The sequence below is a fragment of the Streptomyces sp. NPDC046900 genome (genome assembly GCF_040644975.1).
In the GTDB taxonomy this organism is placed as follows: Bacteria; Actinomycetota; Actinomycetes; order Streptomycetales; family Streptomycetaceae; genus Streptomyces.
This window is the reverse complement of sequence record NZ_JBEYXD010000007.1, coordinates 23,745-45,049: the sequence shown is the minus strand read 5'-3', so window position 1 is coordinate 45,049 and position 21,305 is coordinate 23,745. Positions and strand designations below refer to the sequence as shown.

At 68.0% G+C, this 21,305-nt stretch carries 14 protein-coding genes and 5 pseudogenes; 12 read left to right on the top strand and 7 right to left on the bottom strand.

The genetic code is table 11. The features are described 5' to 3' along the window. Positions 1–171: 171 nt before the first annotated feature. A complete protein-coding gene (locus ABZ904_RS09760) occupies positions 172–1,371 on the bottom strand; it encodes an epoxide hydrolase family protein (RefSeq protein ID WP_359391867.1) in 1,200 nt (399 codons plus the stop codon). A 239-nt stretch (positions 1,372–1,610) separates the two neighbouring features. Between ABZ904_RS09760 and ABZ904_RS09755 the strand changes: the two genes are divergently transcribed. The 6 genes and pseudogenes from ABZ904_RS09755 (at position 1,611) to ABZ904_RS09730 (ending at position 8,412) form a co-directional block, all read left to right on the top strand. Next, positions 1,611–4,388, top strand: a complete 2,778-nt coding sequence (locus ABZ904_RS09755; protein WP_361822289.1) for an AAA family ATPase — start codon at positions 1,611–1,613, stop codon at positions 4,386–4,388. 237 nt (positions 4,389–4,625) lie between these two features. Continuing rightward, positions 4,626–4,825: pseudogene (locus ABZ904_RS09750) on the top strand (IS5/IS1182 family transposase); the annotation flags it as partial. 246 nt (positions 4,826–5,071) lie between these two features. After that, entirely contained in the window at positions 5,072–5,872 is an 801-nt protein-coding gene (locus ABZ904_RS09745) for a polysaccharide deacetylase family protein (protein ID WP_360992485.1), read from the top strand. 17 nt (positions 5,873–5,889) lie between these two features. Beyond that, entirely contained in the window at positions 5,890–7,065 is a 1,176-nt protein-coding gene (locus tag ABZ904_RS09740) for a hypothetical protein (RefSeq protein WP_360992488.1), read from the top strand. A 258-nt stretch (positions 7,066–7,323) separates the two neighbouring features. Further along, positions 7,324–7,749, top strand: coding sequence for a hypothetical protein (locus tag ABZ904_RS09735; protein WP_359391871.1), 426 nt, complete (start codon positions 7,324–7,326; stop codon positions 7,747–7,749). Between the two features lie 192 nt (positions 7,750–7,941). After that, positions 7,942–8,412: a VOC family protein gene (locus ABZ904_RS09730; RefSeq protein WP_359391872.1), complete on the top strand. Its 471-nt coding sequence runs from the start codon at positions 7,942–7,944 to the stop codon at positions 8,410–8,412. Positions 8,413–8,978: 566 nt separating this feature from the next. Here the strand turns inward: ABZ904_RS09730 and ABZ904_RS09725 are convergent. Then, entirely contained in the window at positions 8,979–9,401 is a 423-nt protein-coding gene (locus tag ABZ904_RS09725; RefSeq protein ID WP_359391873.1) for a hypothetical protein, read from the bottom strand. 747 nt (positions 9,402–10,148) lie between these two features. Between ABZ904_RS09725 and ABZ904_RS09720 the strand changes: the two genes are divergently transcribed. Beyond that, on the top strand, positions 10,149–10,820 hold the full coding sequence (locus tag ABZ904_RS09720; RefSeq protein ID WP_360992495.1) for a hypothetical protein: 672 nt from the start codon (positions 10,149–10,151) through the stop codon (positions 10,818–10,820). Between the two features lie 470 nt (positions 10,821–11,290). Here ABZ904_RS09720 and ABZ904_RS09715 read toward each other — a convergent pair. Continuing rightward, positions 11,291–11,458 (bottom strand): annotated as a pseudogene (locus tag ABZ904_RS09715) (NUDIX hydrolase); the annotation flags it as partial. A gap of 834 nt (positions 11,459–12,292) precedes the next feature. Between ABZ904_RS09715 and ABZ904_RS09710 the strand changes: the two are divergent. Together ABZ904_RS09710 and ABZ904_RS09705 are read left to right on the top strand one after the other, a co-directional pair. Next, positions 12,293–13,747 (top strand): multicopper oxidase domain-containing protein, encoded by a 1,455-nt coding sequence (locus ABZ904_RS09710; protein ID WP_360992498.1) that lies wholly within the window; start codon positions 12,293–12,295, stop codon positions 13,745–13,747. A 141-nt stretch (positions 13,748–13,888) separates the two neighbouring features. Further along, complete coding sequence (locus ABZ904_RS09705; RefSeq protein WP_360992501.1) at positions 13,889–14,098, top strand: hypothetical protein; 210 nt, start codon at positions 13,889–13,891, stop codon at positions 14,096–14,098. 108 nt (positions 14,099–14,206) lie between these two features. Here the strand turns inward: ABZ904_RS09705 and ABZ904_RS09700 are convergent. Continuing rightward, positions 14,207–14,377, bottom strand: a pseudogene (locus tag ABZ904_RS09700) (IS5/IS1182 family transposase); the annotation flags it as partial. 287 nt (positions 14,378–14,664) lie between these two features. On the opposite strand from ABZ904_RS09700, the pseudogene ABZ904_RS09695 reads away from it, so the two are divergent. The 3 genes and pseudogenes from ABZ904_RS09695 to ABZ904_RS09685 form a co-directional block, all read left to right on the top strand. After that, positions 14,665–16,366, top strand: a pseudogene (locus tag ABZ904_RS09695) (SpoIIE family protein phosphatase). Between the two features lie 471 nt (positions 16,367–16,837). Then, entirely contained in the window at positions 16,838–17,500 is a 663-nt protein-coding gene (locus tag ABZ904_RS09690) for a DUF4253 domain-containing protein (RefSeq protein WP_359391877.1), read from the top strand. Between the two features lie 329 nt (positions 17,501–17,829). Continuing rightward, positions 17,830–17,986: pseudogene (locus ABZ904_RS09685) on the top strand (IS5/IS1182 family transposase); the annotation flags it as partial. Positions 17,987–18,248: 262 nt separating this feature from the next. Here the strand turns inward: ABZ904_RS09685 and ABZ904_RS09680 are convergent. The 3 genes from ABZ904_RS09680 to ABZ904_RS09670 form a co-directional block, all read right to left on the bottom strand. After that, positions 18,249–18,452, bottom strand: coding sequence for a cold-shock protein (locus tag ABZ904_RS09680; protein WP_359391878.1), 204 nt, complete (start codon positions 18,450–18,452; stop codon positions 18,249–18,251). Between the two features lie 1,060 nt (positions 18,453–19,512). Beyond that, positions 19,513–20,412, bottom strand: a complete 900-nt coding sequence (locus tag ABZ904_RS09675) for a hypothetical protein (protein WP_360992506.1) — start codon at positions 20,410–20,412, stop codon at positions 19,513–19,515. Beyond that, positions 20,385–21,053, bottom strand: a complete 669-nt coding sequence (locus tag ABZ904_RS09670) for a hypothetical protein (protein ID WP_359391904.1) — start codon at positions 21,051–21,053, stop codon at positions 20,385–20,387. The genes ABZ904_RS09675 and ABZ904_RS09670 overlap by 28 nt, the downstream gene beginning before the upstream one ends. Positions 21,054–21,305 lie beyond the last annotated feature (252 nt).

Here is a 21,305-nt window from a genome sequence, read left to right as displayed (position 1 = left end):
ACCTGCGGGGGAGCCCATCGCAGGGTGCCAGCGACACAGACCGTGCCGGACGTGTGTCGCGCACCGACCAGCGGCTCGCCTGTCGGAACAAGGGGCGGCCGAGTGACTCGGAGTCGAGTACCCTCGGCCACCCCCCGACTCTCACCTATGCAGGTGGCCGGACATGGTCATCTATCGAAGGGACCGGAAGCCCGCGCGGAGTTCCCCGACGAAGAGCTCCGGCTGCTCCCAGGCGGCGAAGTGACCGCCCTTGGGCAGCTTGTTGTAGTGGACGAGGTTCGGGTATGCCTGCTCCGACCAGCTCTTGGGGGCCTGGTAGAGCTCGTCGGGGAAGACGCTCACAGCGACCGGCAGCTTGACGCCCTTCGAACCGAAGAACGGAGTCTTGTTCTCTGCGTAGAGGCGGGCCGCGGAGATCGCCGTGTTCGTCAGCCAGAAGAGCGTGATGTTGTCCAGAACGTCGTCCCGTGTCAGGCCCTCACTCACTCCGTCGAAGGACCGGGTGATCAGCTCCAGGCTGGCCTTGTCGTGGTCGAGCAGAAAGGCGGCCAGGCCGACGGGGGAGTCCGCGAGCGCCGTGAGGGACTGCGGGCGCGAGGCCATCATGTAGGCGTAGTAGACGTGCCGGTAGACGAAGTCCACCTGCTCGACGGCGCGCTTTTGCTCGTCGTCGGCGAGGACGACGTCGGACGGCAGCGGGTTGCCGGCGATGATGGCCTGCTCGATGGCGGGCGGAATCACCTTGGGCATGTTGGTGTGGATGCCGACCAGGCCCTCGGGCTCCTGCACGCCCATGAGGTCGGTGACGACCGCGCCCCAGTCGCCGCCCTGTGCGACGTACTTGGTGTAGCCCAGGCGCTTCATCAGCTCGCCCCAGGCGCGGGCGATGCGCTCGGGGCCCCAGCCCTTGGAGGTCGGCTTGCCGGAGAAGCCGTAGCCGGGCATCGACGGGATCACCACGTGGAAGGCGTCCGAGGCGTCACCACCGTGGGCCGTCGGGTTCGTGAGCGGCTCGATGATCTTCAGCTGCTCGATGATCGAACCCGGCCAGCCGTGCGTGACGATCACCGGCAGCGCGTTCTCGTGCTTCGAGCGGACGTGGATGAAATGGATGTCCAGCCCGTCGATCTCGGTGATGAACTGCGGGTGGGAGTTCAGCCGCGCCTCGACCTTGCGCCAGTCGTACTCGGTCGCCCAGTAGCGGGCCAGCTCCTTGATGGTGGCGAGCTGGGTGCCCTGGGACTGATCGTCGACGGTCTCCTTCTCGGGGAAGCGCGTCGCCTCGATACGCGCACGCAGGTCCTGGAGCTCCGCCTCGGGGAACTCGAACGTGAACGGGCGGACAGTCGTCGATGCGGAAGTGTCAGACATGTGGGGGGTGTGCTCCTTGCAATGTCGGCGACCCTCTGTCGCCGGCTCGTCCACAGTCGTCCAGTTCTGCGTGCGTCGGCCCAGGGAAACCCCCGGGGTATCCCCGTGGCCGAACCCCCGGGGGTGGGCCGATCTCCATACAACTACTCAAAGCGACCAAAAGGGAATACGGTCAAAACAGCGCGCCAAAGCGCGTCAAAGCCGCATCCCAGGAAGACCAGCCTATGGGTGTACAGTCCATGGATTCTCACGTCGCGCTACGGGGCCGGGATCAGGAGCTGGCGGCGCTGGAGCGGGTGCTGGCCACAGCCCGGGCGGGCAACAGTGCGGTCCTGGTCCTGCGTGGTGAAGCCGGGATCGGCAAGACCGCGTTGCTGGACCACACGGCCGACCAGGCCGTCGGGTTCCGCACCCTCGGCGTCGCGGGCATCGAGTGGGAGATGGAGCTTCCCTTCGCGAGCCTTCACCAACTTTGCGCACCATTGCTGGACAGACTCCACCAGCTGCCCGATCCGCAGCGCGATGCACTGTCCGTCGCGTTCGGACTACACAGGGGTGAGGCGCCGAATCGGTTCCTGGTGGGTCTGGCTGTGCTCGGTCTGCTGGCCGGCGCTGCCGAGGACGGGCCGCTGGCCTGCCTTGTCGATGATGCGCAGTGGCTGGATGAGGAGTCCCTGCAGGTGCTGGCATTCGTGGCCAGGCGGTTGGTGGCCGAATCGGTCGCCTTGATCTTCGCCCTGCGGGATTCCGATGATGGTCGTGAGCTGCTCGGTCTGCCGGAGCTGATTGTCGAGGGCCTGAGTGAGTATGAGGCGCGTGCTCTGCTGGCCTCGGCGGTCCGCGTGCCGCTCGACCCGCTGGTACGGGACCGGCTCGTCGCCGAGACGCACGGCAACCCGATGGCCCTGCTGCAACTGCCACACGCGCTGGCGCCCGCCGAGCTGTCGGGTGGCTTCTGGCTGCCCGGCAGGCGTCCCTTGGCAAGTCACATCGAAAGCGCCTTTCACCAGCAGTTCCGATCGCTTCCGGTGGACAGCCGGCGTCTTCTGCTGACCGCCGCGGCCGAGCCGACCGGAGACGTGGATCTGTTGTGGCGCGCAGCCGTTCTGCAGGGGATACCGGTCGATGCCGCAGCGTCGGCCGAGACTGCGGGACTGGTCGAGTTCGGTGCCAGGGTGCGATTCCACCACCCCCTGGTGCGCTCGGCCATCTACCGGGGGGCGTCCGCGCCGGGGCGTCGGGCGGCGCACCGGGCGCTGGCAGAGGCCACCGATCCCCACCTTGATCCTGATCGCAAGGCGTGGCACCGCGCTCACGCCACCGACCGGCCTGACGAGGGCATTGCCGTTGACCTGGAACGCTCGGCGGGTCGGGCCCAGGGCAGGGGAGGAATCGCTGCAGCGGCTTCGTTCCTGCAGCAGGCGACGGAACTGACCCCCGATGCCGCACGCAGAGTCAGCCGTGCACTGGCCGCCGCTCAGGCCCACATCGACGCCGGTGGCGCCGACCAGGCCCAGTCCCTGTTGGCCATCGCGGAGGCCGGCCCACTCGACGACCTGCAGCGCGCCCGACTCGAGCGGCTGCGCGCCCGGCTGGTGTTCTCCCAGGTGCGCGGTAGCGCAGCGCCCCGGCTCTTGCTCGATGCCGCACAACGGCTGGCACCTCTCGACGCCGATCTTGCGCGCGACACCTTCCTGGAGACGGTCGGCGCGGCGAGCTTTGCCGGCCGCCTGGGCGAAGGACCCGGGCTGCGCGAGGTGGCCGAGGCGGCTCGCGCCGGCCCGCCGCCGAGGACGCCGCCGCGGATGGTGGACGTTCTTCTGGACAGCGTCGCTGTTCGGATCCTTGATGGCTACGTCGCCGGGGTTGCCGCCCTCAGGCATGCCATGCACGTCGTCCGGCAGGAGCAGAAAACCAGTGGGACGGAGGCGGAAAGGCGCTGGCTGTGGCTGGCGTTCCGCGTGGCACCCGAGCCCCTCGCACCGGAACTGTGGGACGACGACGCGTGGCACGAGATGGCGCTTGGCGCTGTCGGCCTCGCCCGCGAAGCGGGGGCGCTCACTGTCCTCCCGATGGCGCTGACCTACCAGGCGTGCTCCCACGTCCACGCCGGCGAATTCAACACCGCTGCCGCTCTGATCGACGAGGCCACGGCGATCTCGGAGGCGGTGGGCGGCGTACCGATGATGTACACATCCCTGGTTCTCGCCGCCTGGCGAGGACGGGTGTCCCCGGCACTGGACCTCATAGAGTCCACCATCGAAGAGGTGCGTGCCAGAGGCGAGGGACGCGTTCTCAGCCTGGCCGAGTACGCGACCGCACTGCTCTACAACGGACTCGGCCGCTACGACGCCGCGCTGGCAGCCGCGACGCGCGCATGCCAGTACGAAGACCTGGGCTTCTTCGGGTGGTCGCTGGCCGAACTCATCGAGGCGGCCGCCCGCAGTGGGCAGCCGGAGTCCGGCGAGGCGGCACTGGACGATCTCACCGAGCGCACGCGTGCGACCGGCACCGAGTGGGCCCTGGGCACGGAGGCTCGCTCCCGAGCGCTGCTGAGCGACGACCAAGCCGCCGATGCGCTCTACCGGGAGGCGATCGAGCACCTCGGACGCTGCCGCATCGCCGTCCAACTGGCCCGCACCCGTCTGCTGTACGGTGAGTGGCTGCGCCGGCAGAACCGCCGTCAGGAAAGCCGCACCCAGCTACGCTCCGCCTACGAGGCATTCAACCGGTTCGGGGCACACGGCTTCGCCGAACGCGCCCGCAGGGAGCTCCTGGCGACCGGAGAAACCGTACGCAAGCGAACGGTCGGCGCCGTCGCCGAACTCACCAGTCAGGAAGCCCAAATCGCCAGGCTGGCCGGAGACCACACCAACTCCGAGATCGCTGCCCAGTTGTTCATCAGCCCTCGCACAGTGGAGTGGCACCTCGGCAACGTATTCGCCAAGCTCGGCGTGAGTTCCCGCAGGCACCTTCGCTCAGCGCTGTCTCCTCCAAAACCGGGGACGTCGGCCTAACCCGCAGGCCCTCGTCAGCAGCCGCCACCACAGCAACCTGGTAGATCGACTTCGCCGACTGGCTGCGACACCCCGGAGTGTTGCAGCCGCCTGTGACCGGACAGTCCGGACACCGGCACTACGAGCTGTCCGGGCAGTTTATGCAGGTGAGAGACGTGACCGGACAGCTGCACAGGTGGGACGACGACACCGGACCACTGCCGTGAGAACCCGCCGCTCCAACTACCGTGATGGCGCCGCCCGGATGTGGTGCCGGCCGACCGCGGATACGACCACGACCACTGCCGCCGGCTGGTTCGGGACCTCGGCGAGAAAACGCTCATAGCCCGGCGCGGCACCGAGCACGGTTCCGGACTCGGCACCCAACGCCGGCTCGTGGAGTGCGCGTTCGCCCACGGCGCCGCCTCCGGATCCGCGACGACATCCACGAAGCCTTCCCCACCCTCGCTCCCGCGGCCGGCGAAGCAAATGATCGACAAAGGTTTGTTGGCGGATCCTTGTCCGCTCTCTTCCCGGTCGCGGGAATTGTGCCGCATACGGTTGCCGTGACGGGCGTCCGCCCGTCGGCGACTTTCGATCAGGCGGGAGAGCGGATGACACCCGGGCGCCGGGCGGTGCTGGCTGCTGTGGCGGGAAGTGTGCTCGCGGGCTGCGCGGGTCCGGGGAGCGGGAGCAGTGGCGGGATGTCCACGTCCAGCCCGTCTCCCTCATCCGGGGCGACCGATGCCGGCATTCCGGCTTCTGCGCCGCCGGCCACGACGGCCGCTGCGGCGCGCGCGCTCACCCGTGCCGCGATCGTGGCCCGCTTCGGGCACGCCGTGCCGCGCACCTGGGGCTTCGACGGACCCGGAGTGGTGCACACGCTGCCGACCGGGAAACGCGTGATCGCGCTGACCTTCGACGCCTGCGGCGGCCCGGGTGGCAGCGGCTACGACGAGGCACTGATCCGCTTTCTGCGCGGCCGGGGGATACCGGCGACGCTGTTCATCAACTCCCGCTGGATAGACGCCAACCCGGCGGTCTCCAGTCGCCTGGCCGCGGAGCCGCTGTTCGAGATCGCCAACCACGGCACGAGGCACCGCCCGCTGTCCGTCACCGGACGCTCTGCCTACGGCATTCCCGGTACCCGCAGCGCGGGCGAGGTCTATGACGAGATCGCCGGCAACCGGGCCAAGCTCACGCGGCTGCTCGGCACCCCGCCGCGCTTCTTCCGGTCCGGCACCGCGTACTGCGACGACGTCGCGACCCGGATCGTCACCGACCTGGGGGAGCGCTTCGTCAGCTTCTCGGTCAACGGCGACGGCGGCGCCACCTTCACCCACGCACAGGTCGCTGCCACCGTCGCGTCCGCCCGCCGCGGATCGATCGTCCTGTGCCATATGAACCACCCCGAGGGCGGCACCGCCCGGGGTATCGCCACCGCCGTACCCCACCTGCTGGAAACCGGCCACAGCTTCGTCCGGCTCTCGGACGCACTGCACTGACGGGCCGCCGTGTGAACGTGCGCTTCGACCGCCGCGAGGCACTGACCGCGGCCGGGATCTACCTGGCGATCGCCGTGACCGGCTTCGGTTTGCTTTTGGCGATCAGTCACTTTCGCGGCTACCACCCCACGGACGTTCTGACGCGGTGGGACAGCGCGAGATACCTGCACATCGCCGAGCACGGTTACCCGAACCACCTGGAGTACACCCCGAGCGGACTGCCCAAGCCCAGCGGCCTCGCGTTCTTCCCGATGGTGCCCGCCCTGATCCGCGCGGTACACCTGGTGACCTTCCTGCCCTTCCCGTACGCCGGAGTGGTGGTCTCGTGGTCCATGGCGGCGATTGCCGCGGCCGGGGTACACACGCTGGCCGGGTCGCTGTTCGGCCGTCGCGCGGGTTACGCCTGCGTGGGACTCTGGGCGTGCTCGCCGTACGCGTTCGCCCTGTGGGTGCCCTACTCCGAGGCCACCTTCACCGCCTTCCTGATGTGGACGCTCATCGCGGTGGTGGCGCGCCGCTGGTTGTGGGCGGGCGCCCTCTGCGCGCTGGCCGGCACCGTGCGGCCCACCTCGACCGTGCTGGTGGGAGTGGTAGCCATCAGCGCGATCAGGGCGTTGACGCTGCGCCGGGCCGGCCGGCGGCCTTGGGCGGCGATGGGCATCGCACCGCTCGGACTCCTCTTCAGTTGGCTGTACCTGGGCAGCCGAATAGGCCGGCTCGACGGCTGGTTCATCGTGGAGAAGGCCTGGGACCAGCAATTCGACTTCGGCCTGGGCAGCCTGCGGTTCCTGCAGAAACTGATCACCTACCAGAACACGGACATCCGTTACCCGGTCGTGCTGACGGTGATCCTCATCGTGGCAGTGGGCGTGGTCGCGTTGGCAGTGGACCGCCAGGTGCCATGGCCATTGGTGCTGGCGCTCGCCGGGGCCTGGGCGCTGATGTTCGGCACACCGGGCGCACCGTTGTCCAAGCCCGCTTCATCCTGCCGTTCCTGCCGATCATGCTCTTGCTGGTCGTACGGCCGATCGCCCGACTGCCCCGCCCCGTGCAAGGCTGCCTGTACGGGTGCGGGGCGATCTTCGCCGGCTGGTACGCGTTCGGGTTGCTGGTTCTCTTCAAGCACCCACCGTGACCACGATCGCGGCCCGGTGCCTCGGGGCCCGGTGCCGACGCTTTTGCAGTACGGCTGATGAGTCGCCGACGCGGGCGTTTCGGACACACCTGTGGGGCGCAGCGTCACCTTGATCATGCAAGAGCTGCGCAGGGCCGACGCGCTCAGTGTTTCCCGGTGCCGCCGGGCAGTCCGGCCCACCACCGGGACCGAGGGCTAGGCAAGGACACACTCGCTTTCAAGTTCTGTTCCCCCTGGGCAGGACACCGTTCGGCTTTGTCCGCGGTCGTTCACCACCGCGCTCCAAACGGTTGACTCCTGGCGGAGCCTGGCCGTCATGACGGCCTGGTACATCCCGTTCATCGTTTTGTTCGTCCGGACGTGGGTGGGCTTCGCCGCGCCCAGCGAGTGCGACCCCATGGTTAGGTTCCTGTGCTCCCACAGCGTGCTGGACGCCCAGCTCGTCACGATGATCTTCTGGTTTCCGGTCGATGTCGGGGTGTTCCTGGGCTCGGCGTTCATGCTCAGGTACCTGGTCCGGATCGAGTTCGAAACACCCTGGGCCATCGGGACGATTGCAGCTCTCACCGGCTGGTTCATCGGGTTTGCCCCGGAGCTGCTTCTGCTTCTGTGCCTCGGCGTCATGCGTCAGTGCGCGAGTCGGTGTCCGCGAGTCGGTGTCCTGGAGCGAGCCTCGTCTTGTGAGTCCCCGCTGTGTTCCGTCGGAACGGGCACGGTCCCGACCGGGCAAGAGCACGCATAGGCACGGCACGCGTGTCGACAAGGGGGCCACCTCCACCAGAAGCCGAAGAAGTGAAGGACAGGGTGTCTGACCTGCGGCCGTGATATCGATCAACGCTGCGACTGCGACTTGGCCGAGACCCACCGATGAGTTCCGCCGACTGGGCCGGTCTACCAGGACGTACGCCATCGAACCACCGACTGGAGACCCACCATGACCAATCCCGCACACCCCGGCCGCATGCTGTTCGTGAACATGCCCGTAGCAGACCTCGCGCGCAGCAAGGCGTTCTTCGCTGAGCTCGGGTTCAGCTTCAACCCGATGTTCACCGACGAGACCGCCGCCTGCATGATGGTCGGCGAGCACGCCTTCGTCATGCTGCTCAGCCGTGAGAAGTTCGCGGAGTTCGCGAAACTGCCGATGGCCGATCCCACCACGCACACGCTGGCGCTGTACTGCTTCAGCGTGTCATCCCGGGATGAGGTCGATAAGGTCAGCGCCGTTGCGCTCGCGGCGGGCGGCTCCGAGGCGGATGGCGCCGAGGACTACGGCTTCATGTACTCACGCAGCTTCTTCGACCTCGACGGCCACGGCTGGCAGGTCATGTGGATGGACCCGGCGGCGGCGGAGCAGGGCCCCGAGGCGTTCGCGGCCTCCACGCAGGACGCCGACGGCCCGGCCTGACCCACCACCGCGTTCCGCACGTGCGCCATCATGCATGCCGTGCCTGCGCTCGCGGTCGGTGTAGCGGCTTTGGGCTGGAGCTGCCATGGGGCGAGTGATCATGGCCCCGTCAGCTTCCGGCGCGTCGGGCAGTCTGTGAACCTGCCCGGTAAAGCACGACGTCGGGGCCATGATCTTCGAGGCTCGCCCCATGGTGGCTGCCCAAAGCCGTGGAGTCGACCGCCCAGCCACGACGGTTCTGACCCCATGCCAACTCCACCGGTACGGCTGGGAGCACCTGGAGGACGAGCACGGGGCCTGACAGACCAAGCGATCGACCCTGAAGAGGATCCGCTGGATGCCATCCCGGCCGAAAAGTTCCGGCGGGTGTGGAATCGGTGAGTACGCCGGACAACCACTTCAGGAGCGAGGGTGGGCCATCACAGGCGTGGCCTGCGCGTCCCCTACCTTGGCCGGAGGCCGGCGGCACGTACCCCTATGCACCCCGAGTCCCCGTGGGTTTCGTCCGTTCTGACACGGGAGTGGCACGGCCGTAGCCTGTCCGCGATTCCAGCATTCGCGCGGGTTCAGTCAGGGAAGCGACGGAAGACGCCGTCCCCGTCTACAGCGTCTGCGAACTCTTCGAAGTCGATGTTCCCTATTGAGAGGTTGGCGCCAATAGACCAAAGCTCGGATGCGGTGACCCGAAAGGACTGACCCCGCCCTGCTTCGAAGAGGTCGAGGACGAGGATCGGGTACTCCTTGTCGGTCATGGCCCGCTCGTCTGCCAGCAGGAGAAATGTGGGGTCGTGATCGCCCTGGGGCATCAGCTCCGTGAACTGCTCTGCTGTGAGGTCGCGGTACGCCAGGTCGTCGACGAAGCCGACAGAGCTACTTCCGCCTTCGGGATCTGCTCCAAGGATCGCTGACTGGAGCGCTTCCCACGCAGGGTGGTCGCCGAAGTAGGTACGGAGGACGAATGGGTCTTCGCGGTCTGGCACTGGCAGCATGGGGCATCCCTGAGAGTTACGACGGGGCCCAGCCATGATCACAGCTGACTGTCCCCGAGTACACCCCTGACTCCAGGCGCCATAGAGCCCCAGTTTGGAGGACGGCATATATGGCGCCCCTGGCCTGCCTGCCGAGACTCGGACCTGGGACAGAGCGCAGCCGGGCCCGTCGTTCCCCGTGGCTCCGCGTCCCATCGGAACAGCTCGCGTACCGGGCAGACTTGCAACGGCTCGCCCGGGCGGTCGGCCCAGCTTCACCGGACATGCCCACCGGCGCGCATCCACAGCAATCGACACATCGGCGAACGTGATCTTGCGACCGTCTGCTTGATCCCGGAGATGACGATGAGTTTTCCTGCTCCCCGCGCAGACGACACCGAGTCCGACCGCCTGAGGGCCCAGCTGGAACGTGCCGCCACGGGCCGGGACAGTCAGGCCTGGAGCGACTCTGCGCGGCGAGACGGGCTCTGAGCTGCACAGTCCGACCTCGATGGTCTCAACTCTTGCGAGCTGCGACACGTATGCGACACACCAGTCGTCAACCGCGTCAGGTATCCGTGCGGAGCCGCATGGCGGTCGTCGGGGCCAGGGCGCGGTCCCTGGCGTGCTTTCAGCGGCGCTACCCTTCGGCGCACATCCACCAATGACCGTCGGTGGCAAGCGACTCGGAGCGGTAGCACGCTCCGTCCACACGGGGGAGACGCGGCGATGCGCCTAATCCTGGCCGGCCCGGCGCTGGCCGCAGCAGTGCTCACCATCACGGCCTGCCGATCCACGGCAGACTCGGGGCTGCGCCACGCCGCTCTGCCGACGAATGCGACGCCGTGCGCGTCCAGGAGCCAAACGCCCAGCGTCAAGCCCGAGCCGATACAGACCAAGCTGGAGTGGCGGGCGGAGGAGCTGCGTGACAGCTCGGTGCGAATGACGATCGGAGACGTCGGCCTTGCTCCCAAGGATCCCAATGCTGTCCGCGTCACCGACTACCACGCGCCGGGCAGCGAGACCGCATGTGACTACGTGAAGATCATCGCTGTGCACGGGTGGTGGTGCACCACGACGGTTTCACCCGTCGCTGTGAACGGCGAGATCGTGGTCGGTGGCGCACAGCCACGCGCGCAGATCCACTCCGCCGGTTTCCACACGCGCTGCTCGGGACGCACCGCGAAGATGCGGCAGCACTACACGATTGAACGCGACAGTTGGTCCGGCTGGCGCCGGTACGACAATCATGGCCAGACCGATTGGACATCCCAGCAGGACCAGTCCGGCCACGCAGTGTCTGCCCCATGCCCTCAAGGACGGGTCGGCACCTACAACTACCGGCTGGCAGTCTCGGTCGAAATCGACGGAATCCAGGCGGACGACTCCATGGCTGCCAGCGCCGAGATCCGCACCGACTGCGGCACAGGCGTCAGCTGACCCCACCCCGAGCTGCTGTCCCGCCCGTCGTCGACCCGCACCCCGTGGATCGGGCGTGCCCTGTCAACGCCGGTTCCTGTCGGACCGCCCGGAGACGGCCCCAAGCTCCGAACCCTTCGTGGCCTCCCGTCTGTTTGCGAGCTCGGTTAGGAATCGCTGAACCAGGAGCCGATCGAGTTCCATTGGAAGGCATCCCGCCAGGCGATCTCGCCCGCCGCCCAGCCCACCAGGGCTGCAATGACCTTGTCCGCTGAGACTGTCCGTGTCTGATAGTGCTCGGCAGGACTGCGATCACGATATTCGAGCTCGTAGGTGCCGTCAGGCCGGAGCCAGACCTGGGCGTAGCAGTGCGCCTCCGCTGCACACTCCAACACGAGGAACCCGTCACGGGGAAGGCTCAACACCGCTGCTTCCAGTCTGGCGCCACGTGGGCAGTTCCGCTCGGGGCGGTGGCCCGGGTGCACAGGGGGCTGCTTGCCGTCGTGGCTTCTCACGTGCGGGCCCTCGCCGTCCGAGGCGTCCAGGAGGCGGACCGCGAAGACCTCGGCCATGCGCTGGCTGACCTCGTGGGGTGTGAGCCATTCGACCGCGGTGGACTCGGTGGACGTGCGCTCGGTGCCGCCCGATGGCGTGCAGCGGGTTTGTCCCCCAGCGGTGTTGTCGCTGGTGACGATGTGCCGTGAATTGCCGGGGTGTCGCCCGTTGACCACGCCGGGTGCCCTGTCCGGAGCAACTGCGCAGCCCAGGGCACAGCAGTCTGTGCAAACCTGCGAGTGTGACGTGGGCCGGCTTTGGTCCGGCAAGGCGAACGGAGAACGGGTGTGGCTACGAGGCGGCGTGTCATCCAGGCTGCCGTTACCGGAGGCGCGTTCGTGCTCCTTCCCTCCTGTATCGAGTTCGTCCCGGCGCGGTTGTCATCACCGGCGGGGCGCAGGGCTCTGGATCCGGAACGTATCGGAAAGTACCGCACACGTCTGGTAGTCCCTCCGGTCATGCCGCGGTCCGACCGCGGCTCGGAGGGTGGGATCGACCACTACTCCATCGGCGCTCGTCAGTTCCGCCAGCAAATGCTGCCTCCCGGCTTGCCGGCGACAACGGTGTGGGGATACGGCTCCACGGGACAAGCCGGCACCTTCCACTCCCCGTCCCTCACCTTGGAAGCTCGGGTTGGCACGCCTGTGCGGGTGCGGTGGAAGAACGAGTTACTCGACCGCTCGGGCCACCATCTGCCCCACCTGCTGCCGGTCGACCCGACACTGCACTGGGCGAACCCGCCGGGTGGGACGGGGGAGCGGGACGGGCACCCGATGTTCCGTTCGACGCCCGGTCCGTACACCGGCCCGGTGCCGATCGTGACGCATCTGCACGGAGGCCAGAACACGGAGGAAAGCGACGGATACCCCGAAGCCTGGTACCTTCCCGAGGCTGTCGACATCCCCGCCGGCTACGCCCGGGTCGGAACGTACTACGACGTGTACAAGCACAAGGCCGCAGCCGCCTACGGCGTCACATGGGATCCGGGAGAGGCCGTCTTCCAGTACGCCAACGACGAGCGCGCGGCGACCCTTTGGTTCCACGATCACGCCTTGGGTGTGACGCGTCTGAACGTCTACGCCGGCTTGGCCGGTTTCTATCTTCTGCGCGGGGGGCCGGCGGACCTGCCCGATGGCGTCCTACCTGGGCCCGCCCCCCGTCCTGGAGATCCACCGGGTCGGAGCTATTACGAGATCCCGCTCGTGATCCAGGACAGATCCTTCTACGAGGACGGCAGCCTTCTCTACCCTGCGGGACGCGCTGTTTTCGACGGATTCAAGGGCCCCTACGTGCCGGGCAGCGATGTTCCGCCGATCTGGAATCCCGAGTTCTTCGGCGACACGATGGTGGTCAACGGCAGAACCTGGCCAGTCCTGGACGTGGAGCGCCGACGCTACCGATTCCGTGTGCTCAACGGGTGCAATGCGCGGTTCCTCATTCTGAAGGTCGTCGCCGATCCCGCCGCCCGCCGTCCCGCTGACCCGGCCGTTGCCCTCTGGCAACTGGGAAGTGAAGGTGGCTTCCTTCCCGCGCCCGTACAACTCGAGCAGTTGCTCATCGCTCCCGCGGAGCGCGCCGACGTGATCATCGACTTCACCTCGGTATCTGCCGGCACTGCTCTGTACCTCATCAACGAAGGCCCCGACTCCGCGTTCAAAGGGGGGAGAGCGGGAACCGACTTCGTGCCCGCGAACCCGAGCACGACCGGGCAGGTTCTGAAGTTCGTCGTCCAGTCCCACACCTCGCCTGACACGAGCGTGCCGCCGTCTCAGCTGACCTTGCCGCCACTCGTACCTCTGGGCACTGTGGACCGCATCCGCAGAGTCTCCCTCAATGAGCAGAACTCCACTGTTCTGCCGCATGTCGGCCCCCGAGAAGCACTTCTCGGGACCGTCGACGGACACGGGAAGCAGGTCCTCATGCGATGGGATGACCCTGCGACGGAGAATCCGGCGCTGGGAGCAACCGAGATCTGGGAAATCCACAACTTCACCGCCGATGCTCACCCGATCCACGTTCACGAGGTCCAGTTCCAGGTCGTCGACCGGCGCAAGTTCGGGCAGAAGACCACATTGCCCCCTGAGCCATCGGAACGCGGCTTCAAGGACACCGTCATCGCTTACCCAGGGACCGTCACACGCCTGAAAGCGACGTTCGACCGTGCCGGCCTGTTCGTATGGCACTGCCACATGCTCGAACACGAGGACAACGAGATGATGCGGCCCTACCGCGTCGGACCGGGGCAGACCACCGCGCCGAAAAACCCACAAGGGCTGTCATCGACGGGAGTACCCGACCCGGCCCCGTCACCAGCCTCATCCATGGACATGCAGCCAGATCCGCCCCATGGTGCAGCAGCGGGGTTCACCGCCCGCCGGGACCCAGGGCGCTAGGGCCTGTCCGACGGGTCGCGTCACCGACCCCGCACCCGACAGCACTGTCACCCGAATGGCGCAACATGACGTGCCACCCACATGGGTGAAGATCAAGCTGACAAGTGCCCCAACCGAGGCAATCCGTGAAAGGGGAACCAAATGCGCATTCGACGAATCCTCGCCGCCGCCATCGCCACGGCAGCCCTCGTCGGACTCGGCCTCGCAGGCGCCGCCACCGTCGCCACCGCCACCGCGCAGGGTGCCCGATCTTACGTCACCCCTTCTGAGTGCAAGCAGGGCGGCGGAACGCCCGATCTGGCGGACAACCTCTGCAAGGGCGGTACGCACGACGGGGAGCAGATCGACTAAACCCCACAAGGCGCCCCGCAGCCACGTGCCGCGGGGCGCTCCCGTGCGAGCGTAGCCGGGAGAGTCGCAGGGACTGTGCCGACCCGTCGGGCACGCTAGGCCTGTCCGATGGGTCTTCGTCGTAAGACCACCCCGTGAGCGGCCAACCGCCTCGTCGGAACGGTGCTCAGCGGGGCGATGGCGCCGCCCCGGCACACGGGCTGGCCTGCGACGAGCCCCGGCGGCATGCTGATGAGCTCGGCACACCGTGGAGTCCACGCTCACCACACTCCAGTCGATCCGGCCCACGCCGTCGGCGGCCGTGTAATCGATCAGCGCTGCGACCTGAGCGCCCTCCGACGGCCCGGAGGCGGCCCCATCCTCAGCCGCCAGAGGTCCTCAGTGGTGGACGATGGACGACGTGACCGACTCGACCTCTGTGATCGTCTCAGCGAACGGACGCTCAGGCTGAGCGGCCAAAAATTGTATCGATCCTTCCTGTTATGCGCATTACCTGTGCCTTCAGGGGAACCCCGAAGGAGAGCACGGGTGGCCGAGGTGTTTTCCCCGGTGGCGGGAGGCACGCCATGACAGGCCCGGATGGTCCTCAGACGACGGTCGCCAAGGCTCTCGACGCCCTCGGCGCGGGTGCTTATCTGGCGGACGCGCAGGGCTTGATCATCGCTGTCAACAGGCGCGGCGAACAACTCCTGGCCCGCCCCCTTTCTGCTCTGATCGGCAAGGACGCCCACGACCTGCTGCATCGCACCAGCTACGGGCAACCTGTCCCGAGGGCCCAGTGCCGGATGAGGGAATGCGTCCTCGCCGGGCGCACGGAACAGGGTGACGGCGAGTGGCTCGAGCGCGGCGACGGCACGTTGCTGCCGGTCTCGTGGCTGGCCACTCCCTGCGGCGTCGGCCTCCGGCCGTCCGCCACGCTCGTCCTCTTTCACTCCGCAGGACGTTCTGGGCAGCCTGCCCAGCGGCCCCCGGTCACCGGGCGGCTTTCGGAGTTGGAACGGCTTGCGCTGCTCGCCGAGACAACCACTTTGCTCACTTCCACGCTGGACATCGACGAGGCGTTGCGCCACCTGATCAATCTGGTTGTGCCCCGTCTCGCCGACTGGGCCGTCATCGACCTGATCAGCGAGGAGGACGAGGTGGTCCGCTTCGCCGTCGCCCATGCCGAGGGGGACACCGTGGCGTTCCGGGAGGACCTCCAGGGGCTGATGCCGCCGGTGCAGCAGGAGTCCCCCCATGCCCCTGGCCCGCGCCCTGCGCGGCGTCGCGCCGACCTTCGCCGGCCCGGAGACCTATCGGGGGCGAACCAACCCGGGTATTGCGGTCGAGCAGCGGCGTCTGTTCGAGACGACCGGCATGCACTCGGCAGTCCTGGTCCCCCTCCGCAGCGTGCACGAGGTACTGGGCGCCCTCACTCTCGGCCGTGCCGACCAGCCCGAGCAGTTCACCGCCACCGACATCGCCCTGCTGGAGGACATCGCCCGCCGCGCCAGCCTCGCCCTGGAGAACGCGCGCCTCTACCAGCGCCAGCGCAAGGTGGCCGAGACCATGCAGCGCCATCTGCTGCCCAAGCTCCCGCGTACGCCCGACCGCGGCATGACCGCCCGCTACCTGCCCGCCCCGGACGCCTCCCAAGTGGGCGGCGACTGGTACGACGCGTTCACACTGACGGACGGCGCCACCGCTCTCGCCATCGGCGACGTCGTCGGCCACGACCTGGAAGCGGCGGCCGGCATGGCCCAGCTGCGCAACATGCTCCGCGCGTACGCCCGGGCCCAGCTGGAGCCGCCGAGCAAGATCGTGGAATGTCTCGACCAGGCGACGGGGGACATCGCGGAGGTCTCCCTGGCCACGTTGGTCTTCGCCCGCATGACGGAGAAAGACGACGGCCAGTGCGAGCTGTCCTGGACCAACGCGGGTCATCCGCCTCCGCTGCTGGTTACCCGTGAAGGCGTGGCGCGGTATCTGACCGAGGGCCACGGGCTCCTGTTGGGCGTCGCACCCGACCAAGACCGTCCCGACGCGACGACGGAGCTGCCGCCCGGGGCAACCTTGCTCCTCTACACCGACGGCCTTGTCGAGTCCCCAGGCCACACCTTGGACGAGGGGCTGAACCGCCTGCGCCGTCATGCCGCATCTTTGGCCCACCGCCCCCTGGAGTCCTTTACGGACCAGTTGCTGGCGCGGGCGCGTCCACCGGACAACGAGGACGACGTGGCGCTGCTGGCCGTGCGGCACGTGGCCTGCTCATCTACACGACACTCTTGAGAGCCGTCGTTGCTCGAGCCACTGTGGGCTGAAATCCCAAACCCACCGCCAGGTGGAACCGTCCCTCACCAGGGGAATCAGTCAGGAGCCGTTCTGGAGCGGGCGGAACGGCTTTGGTCGGTGGCCTGGCTGTGCCGTAGAGGCCCAGCTTGGAAGACGCTGTATGCGGATCGCGGCTGACCTGGTGGGGCACTGACCTGGGCCGGAGCGCGATCGGCGCCGCTGTTCCCCGTGAGTCCCCGTTGAGTCGCGTCGGACCGGGCACGCAACGCGCAGACCTCGAGTGGCGACACACGCAGCCCGGCCGTATGGGGCGGTGTGCGACCGAAGGGAGCCGAGGTCTATCGTCCGGGCATGGGTTTCGCGTTGCCAGAGGGTCTTCCTCCGGGGCGGTTCGTCTCCTCGGGGTCCGCGTGCGTCTGGGTTGCGGACGAACTGCCGTCTGACGTCGATGGCGTGTGGCGCCCCCTGTTGCACGGGCAAGAAGACACCGGACTGGTGCCGCTGCTGGGCGGGGCGTTCCTCGGTCGTCCAACAGATCTGGCAGAAATATCCGCTGTCCGTCTGGAGAACGTCCTGGCCTCGGACTTCACCGATTACAGGCGCCGCCGTCTGTCCTGGTGGACGGACCCGACACCGGTGCCGGTGCCCGAGGGCATCGCGCCGTGGCCGCACGATCCGGGCCCACCCTTCGAGACATGGCCGGGTCTGGCACCGGCGACGCCGGTGGCGGACGCTGATCCCTCCCCGGCGGACGCTGCAGCGCTCACGATCGGTCACCTCATAGCTACAAACCCGTACAGGCCGGCCGGGTGCAGCCTCGTGCTGGTCCCCGCACAGCACAGCGCCGATATCCCAGCACTTCTCGGCTGGAATGCGGAGGCTCCGCTGCCGCTGGTGTGCGCGCTGCTGCGCAGCTGGGAAGAGCGATTCGGCGCCCGGGTGGTGGGAATGGGAGGCGAGTTGTTCGTCTCCGTTGCCCGCCCGCCGCGAACCGCCGCGCACGCGGACCTTCTTGCCCTGGAGCATGTCCTGTCGACCGCCGACAACATCGTCGACGATCCGCCGACACCCTTCCCCACGTACGCGCAGAGCCTGCCGCAACGAACGCACTGGTCGTTCTGGTGGGACTGACTCGTCGGCGCCAAGTGCCGGACGAGCGTTCCCGCAGCCAGCGGCTGACCTGCGGACTCACTGAATCGCGGGCAGAACCATTTTCAAGGAGCCCCAATATCATCGTCAGTTACTGAGCGAGCTTGCACTACAGCCGAGAGCGTCCTTGACGCCCCCTCGCAGACCCTGATCGACTTTGCTTCATGGCTTTGACGGCGCCGTCCTCAATCCGCCGGAGGGTCCGCAGAGTCCTCTGGGCAGCGGTTGCTTGGTGTTGCTGGCAGTTGGCGGATGGCTGATCAACTACCGCCTGACTTACCACACGTTCGCCCGGTGGGGGTTCCAGCTCGCCGATCCGTGGTACGCGCGGTCAGCCGCTGCGCCGCCTCCGGCGCATCCATGCCGACCGACCGCGGCTGCGACCACGGCGTCTACCGCGACCGGGTCCGCCGGTTCGAGATCACCCCAGCCATCGCCCGGCGCGGCATCGAGCACGGCTCCGACCTCGTATCGAAGTCCCGTCAGCGGAGTGCCCAGTTAGGAAAAGGAACAGGTCCAGCTTCTGCCTGGAGCGCCTCTTGCCTCAGCCGCGCAACGCCCGGCTACTCCGCTTGGGACGTCCTCGGGCACGTTATGCCAGTGTCCCGGTGGTCGCAGACAGGCGCCGGGATCCCCCACGGGTGCTGCGCGAAAAAGCGTGGGCCAGCGCTCGTCGAGACGCTGGCCCAGGCCCTGTCTACGCCGCCGTTGCCGGTGGCCCGGGACACCGTCAGGCGGGGCGGATGTTCTCCGCCTGGGGGCCCTTCTGGCCCTGCGTGACGTCGAAGCTCACCCGCTGGCCTTCCTGCAGCTCGCGGAAGCCCTGGGCGGCGATGTTCGAGTAGTGCGCGAAGACGTCGGGGCCGCCGCCGTCCTGCTGGATGAACCCGAAGCCCTTTTCCGCGTTGAACCACTTCACGGTACCGGTGGCCATGCTTTTCTCCTCACATGGGTCGTCTAGTGTTCCACTCCACGTGGAACCCTGGTTGCTGAAATGACCCATCCGGAGCACACCGGGAAAACAAAATACGCCTGAAGGTCATATACCGTCAGGCGCACACTGATTTTCATGGGTACCAACTGCAACTAAGCCCAAACTAGCACGGATCCGTGTGTGGCGCGGGTCCAGCGAGACCGTCGTGGACTGCCCCGTCGAGGGTGGAGACCGTCAGCCGACAGAACTGCACAGACAGACAGGTACGGCTGCGTACGGCAGATATGGCTTACGTCGGCATGTGACGCTCAGCCCCTTGCGCTTGAAGACGATCCCTCCGAGCAGTGGTCGTATCCGGGCTTGACCGAGGGATACGACCTGCTCAGGGCTATCCGACGACCGGGGGCGTCATCTTCACAGACGTGTCCCCGGGGCCTGAGGCGGCCTTGATCCGCAGTAGCACTTCGTAGGACGAAATCTGTACGTGGCCAGTGCCCCCGTCGACCCAGAGCAGGACAGCCTGGAGCCAAGACACCAGAAGATGTGCGCGACGTTGGATGTGCCGTTCATCAGGTTGACCGGGGCGACGTTTTCGGGGTCGGTCGAATCCGGGTTGCAGCCGGCGAGGCGGAGGACGGCCAGACTCGGGAGAACCGACTGGGCAGCCATTGCGGTTCAGAAGGCTGGTCGGACAGTCGTAGGGGACCGACGGCGGCCACCTTCGGTTTTGATGGTTGCTGAAATTCGCTGCTGTACTGCAACCGGGTAAGGCACTTACGGGATGCTCGGTTCACCGGCCGCTCCCGGTGAGCGAACGGCGTCAGGCGGCGTCGGCCGGCAGGCGCCGGCCCTTGTGACAGGCACTCGTGCTCGCCACCGAGGCACGCGCAGCCTGCCAACGCCACGCCTGCCGAATGGCCACCCCCGGCCGCCGCAGCCGAACCCGTTCGGGAAGGGGAGGAACGACCACGGTGACCCGGCGCGGCGGACAGCCGCCGGGCAGCGGTGCGCAGGCCTGCGTGGCGGATGCCGGCGGCAGTGCGCGCCCGCCGCTGCCCGTTCATGCGTGGAAGGCGCCGCGATGCGGGCCGATGTCCGGGTCGAGTTCGTGGATCATCTTGCGGGCGTCCTCGAGGATGCCCGCCGTGCACAGCACCTTCCGGTCCGCATAGCCGGGCGACTGGTCGAGGGCGGTACGCGAGAAGGCGGCCTCGGCGGCAACGAGGACAGCCCTGAGCCGCTGGAGCAGGACCGTGTCGGGTGGGTTTTCCACGGCGTGTACGTCGGCCGGCAGTCCGAGCAGGGCGGCGAGGTCGGCCAGGACCCGGTCCAGACCCGGCGGGGCGCTCGCGGGTTCGGGCAGCAGACGGCTGTCGTGCTGGTCCCCGCGAAGGGGCGGCCGACCTTCACGGAAGGTCAGGTTGTACAGGCCCCGGCCGCGGACCTGGTGCCCGACGTGGTCCAGACACTGGGTGGCCTCGGCAAGCCGATCGATCCGGGGTCGGGCCCTGCCTGCGCGGGGGCGGAACCGAATGGCGTCCTCCGCTTCGCGCACCGCCTTGCGGACCGACTCCAGCCGCCTGGACAGCTCCCGGGCACGGCTGACCCACTGCCCGCTGTACGCCGCCCAGTCACCCGCGGCGAGCTGGTCGGACACCTGGGTCAGCAGGTCGGCGATCTGCCGGGTCAGACGGGCCAGTTCCTCGCCCGCACGCCGGGTGAATCCAGGTGCGGGCAGCAGGAGGCCGACCAGGGTGTCGATGAGGACGCCCACCACGTTGTCCTCCAGGCGGGTCGCACCGTATCCGAAGTGAGCGGCGGTGCCCATCACCAGCACCGCCGTCAAGGCGACCTGATGCATCTGCGGTCCGAGCCGCAGCAGTCTCCCCGCATACATGCCGATCAGGGTGGCAAGCAGCACCGTGACCGCGTTCACACCCAGCGACGCGGCGGCTGCCACGCCCGGCAGGAATCCGACACCGATCCCTGCCGCACGCTGCAGGCTTTTGCGCGCGGTTGCGAACGGCGTCGCATGAGCCCCCCAGAATCGCCCCCGCGGGCGCCAGCGAGGCCGAGTCGGAATGCAGAAGTGCGGTCGCGATCCACCAGGAGAGCCCGGCGGCGACGGCCGTACGCACCACCATCGCTCCATCCCCGAACCCGGCCACCATCCGGGAGCGCACCGCAGCGGTGCGTGGACGAGTATCCATGGGGGCTCTCCTCGTACCGTGCCAGTTTCCTCAGCCATCCGCCGAGGGAGAACTCGTCAGGCCGCCTGCCTACATCCTCCGCCCCGTGCGCGCCGGACGCCGTCAGCCGCAGTGCCGTGTCGATCAACGGCTCATGGCTGAACGCCTGCGGGAAGTTCCCGACCGGCCACTGCAGCCATGGGTCCCACTCCTCGGCGAGCAGAGCGAGGGACGGCTGGCCGCCGGTCAGCGCGAGCGCGGGGCAGCCGGTCGTGGCGCCCACGATGCCCGAGAGGGCGAGAGCGGCGAGCATGTAGGCGGCGCCGGACACGAGGAAGGGTCCGGCGAGGGTGGGCATGCAGAGGGACTGGGCGAGGCTCCCGGTCGGGGCGGCGAGATCGGGGCCGGCCACGGCGCCCAGGGTGGTCGCGACCCGGCGCGATCACTTCCACGGTTGAGAGGCGACAACACCCCTCCTTGGAAGCATCCAGTACGCGAGCGTATCGGCAGAGCCCCTTACCGCCGCCCGCGTCGGTCGCAGGGGTGTTCACCTGCGTTCGTGGGCGGCTTGCCTACGGGAAGGGCCCGGCACACGGTCTTGGCTGAACGACGGTGAACGGGGCTGAATCAGACGGGAACCGAGACGGCCGCACTCCTCACCGCA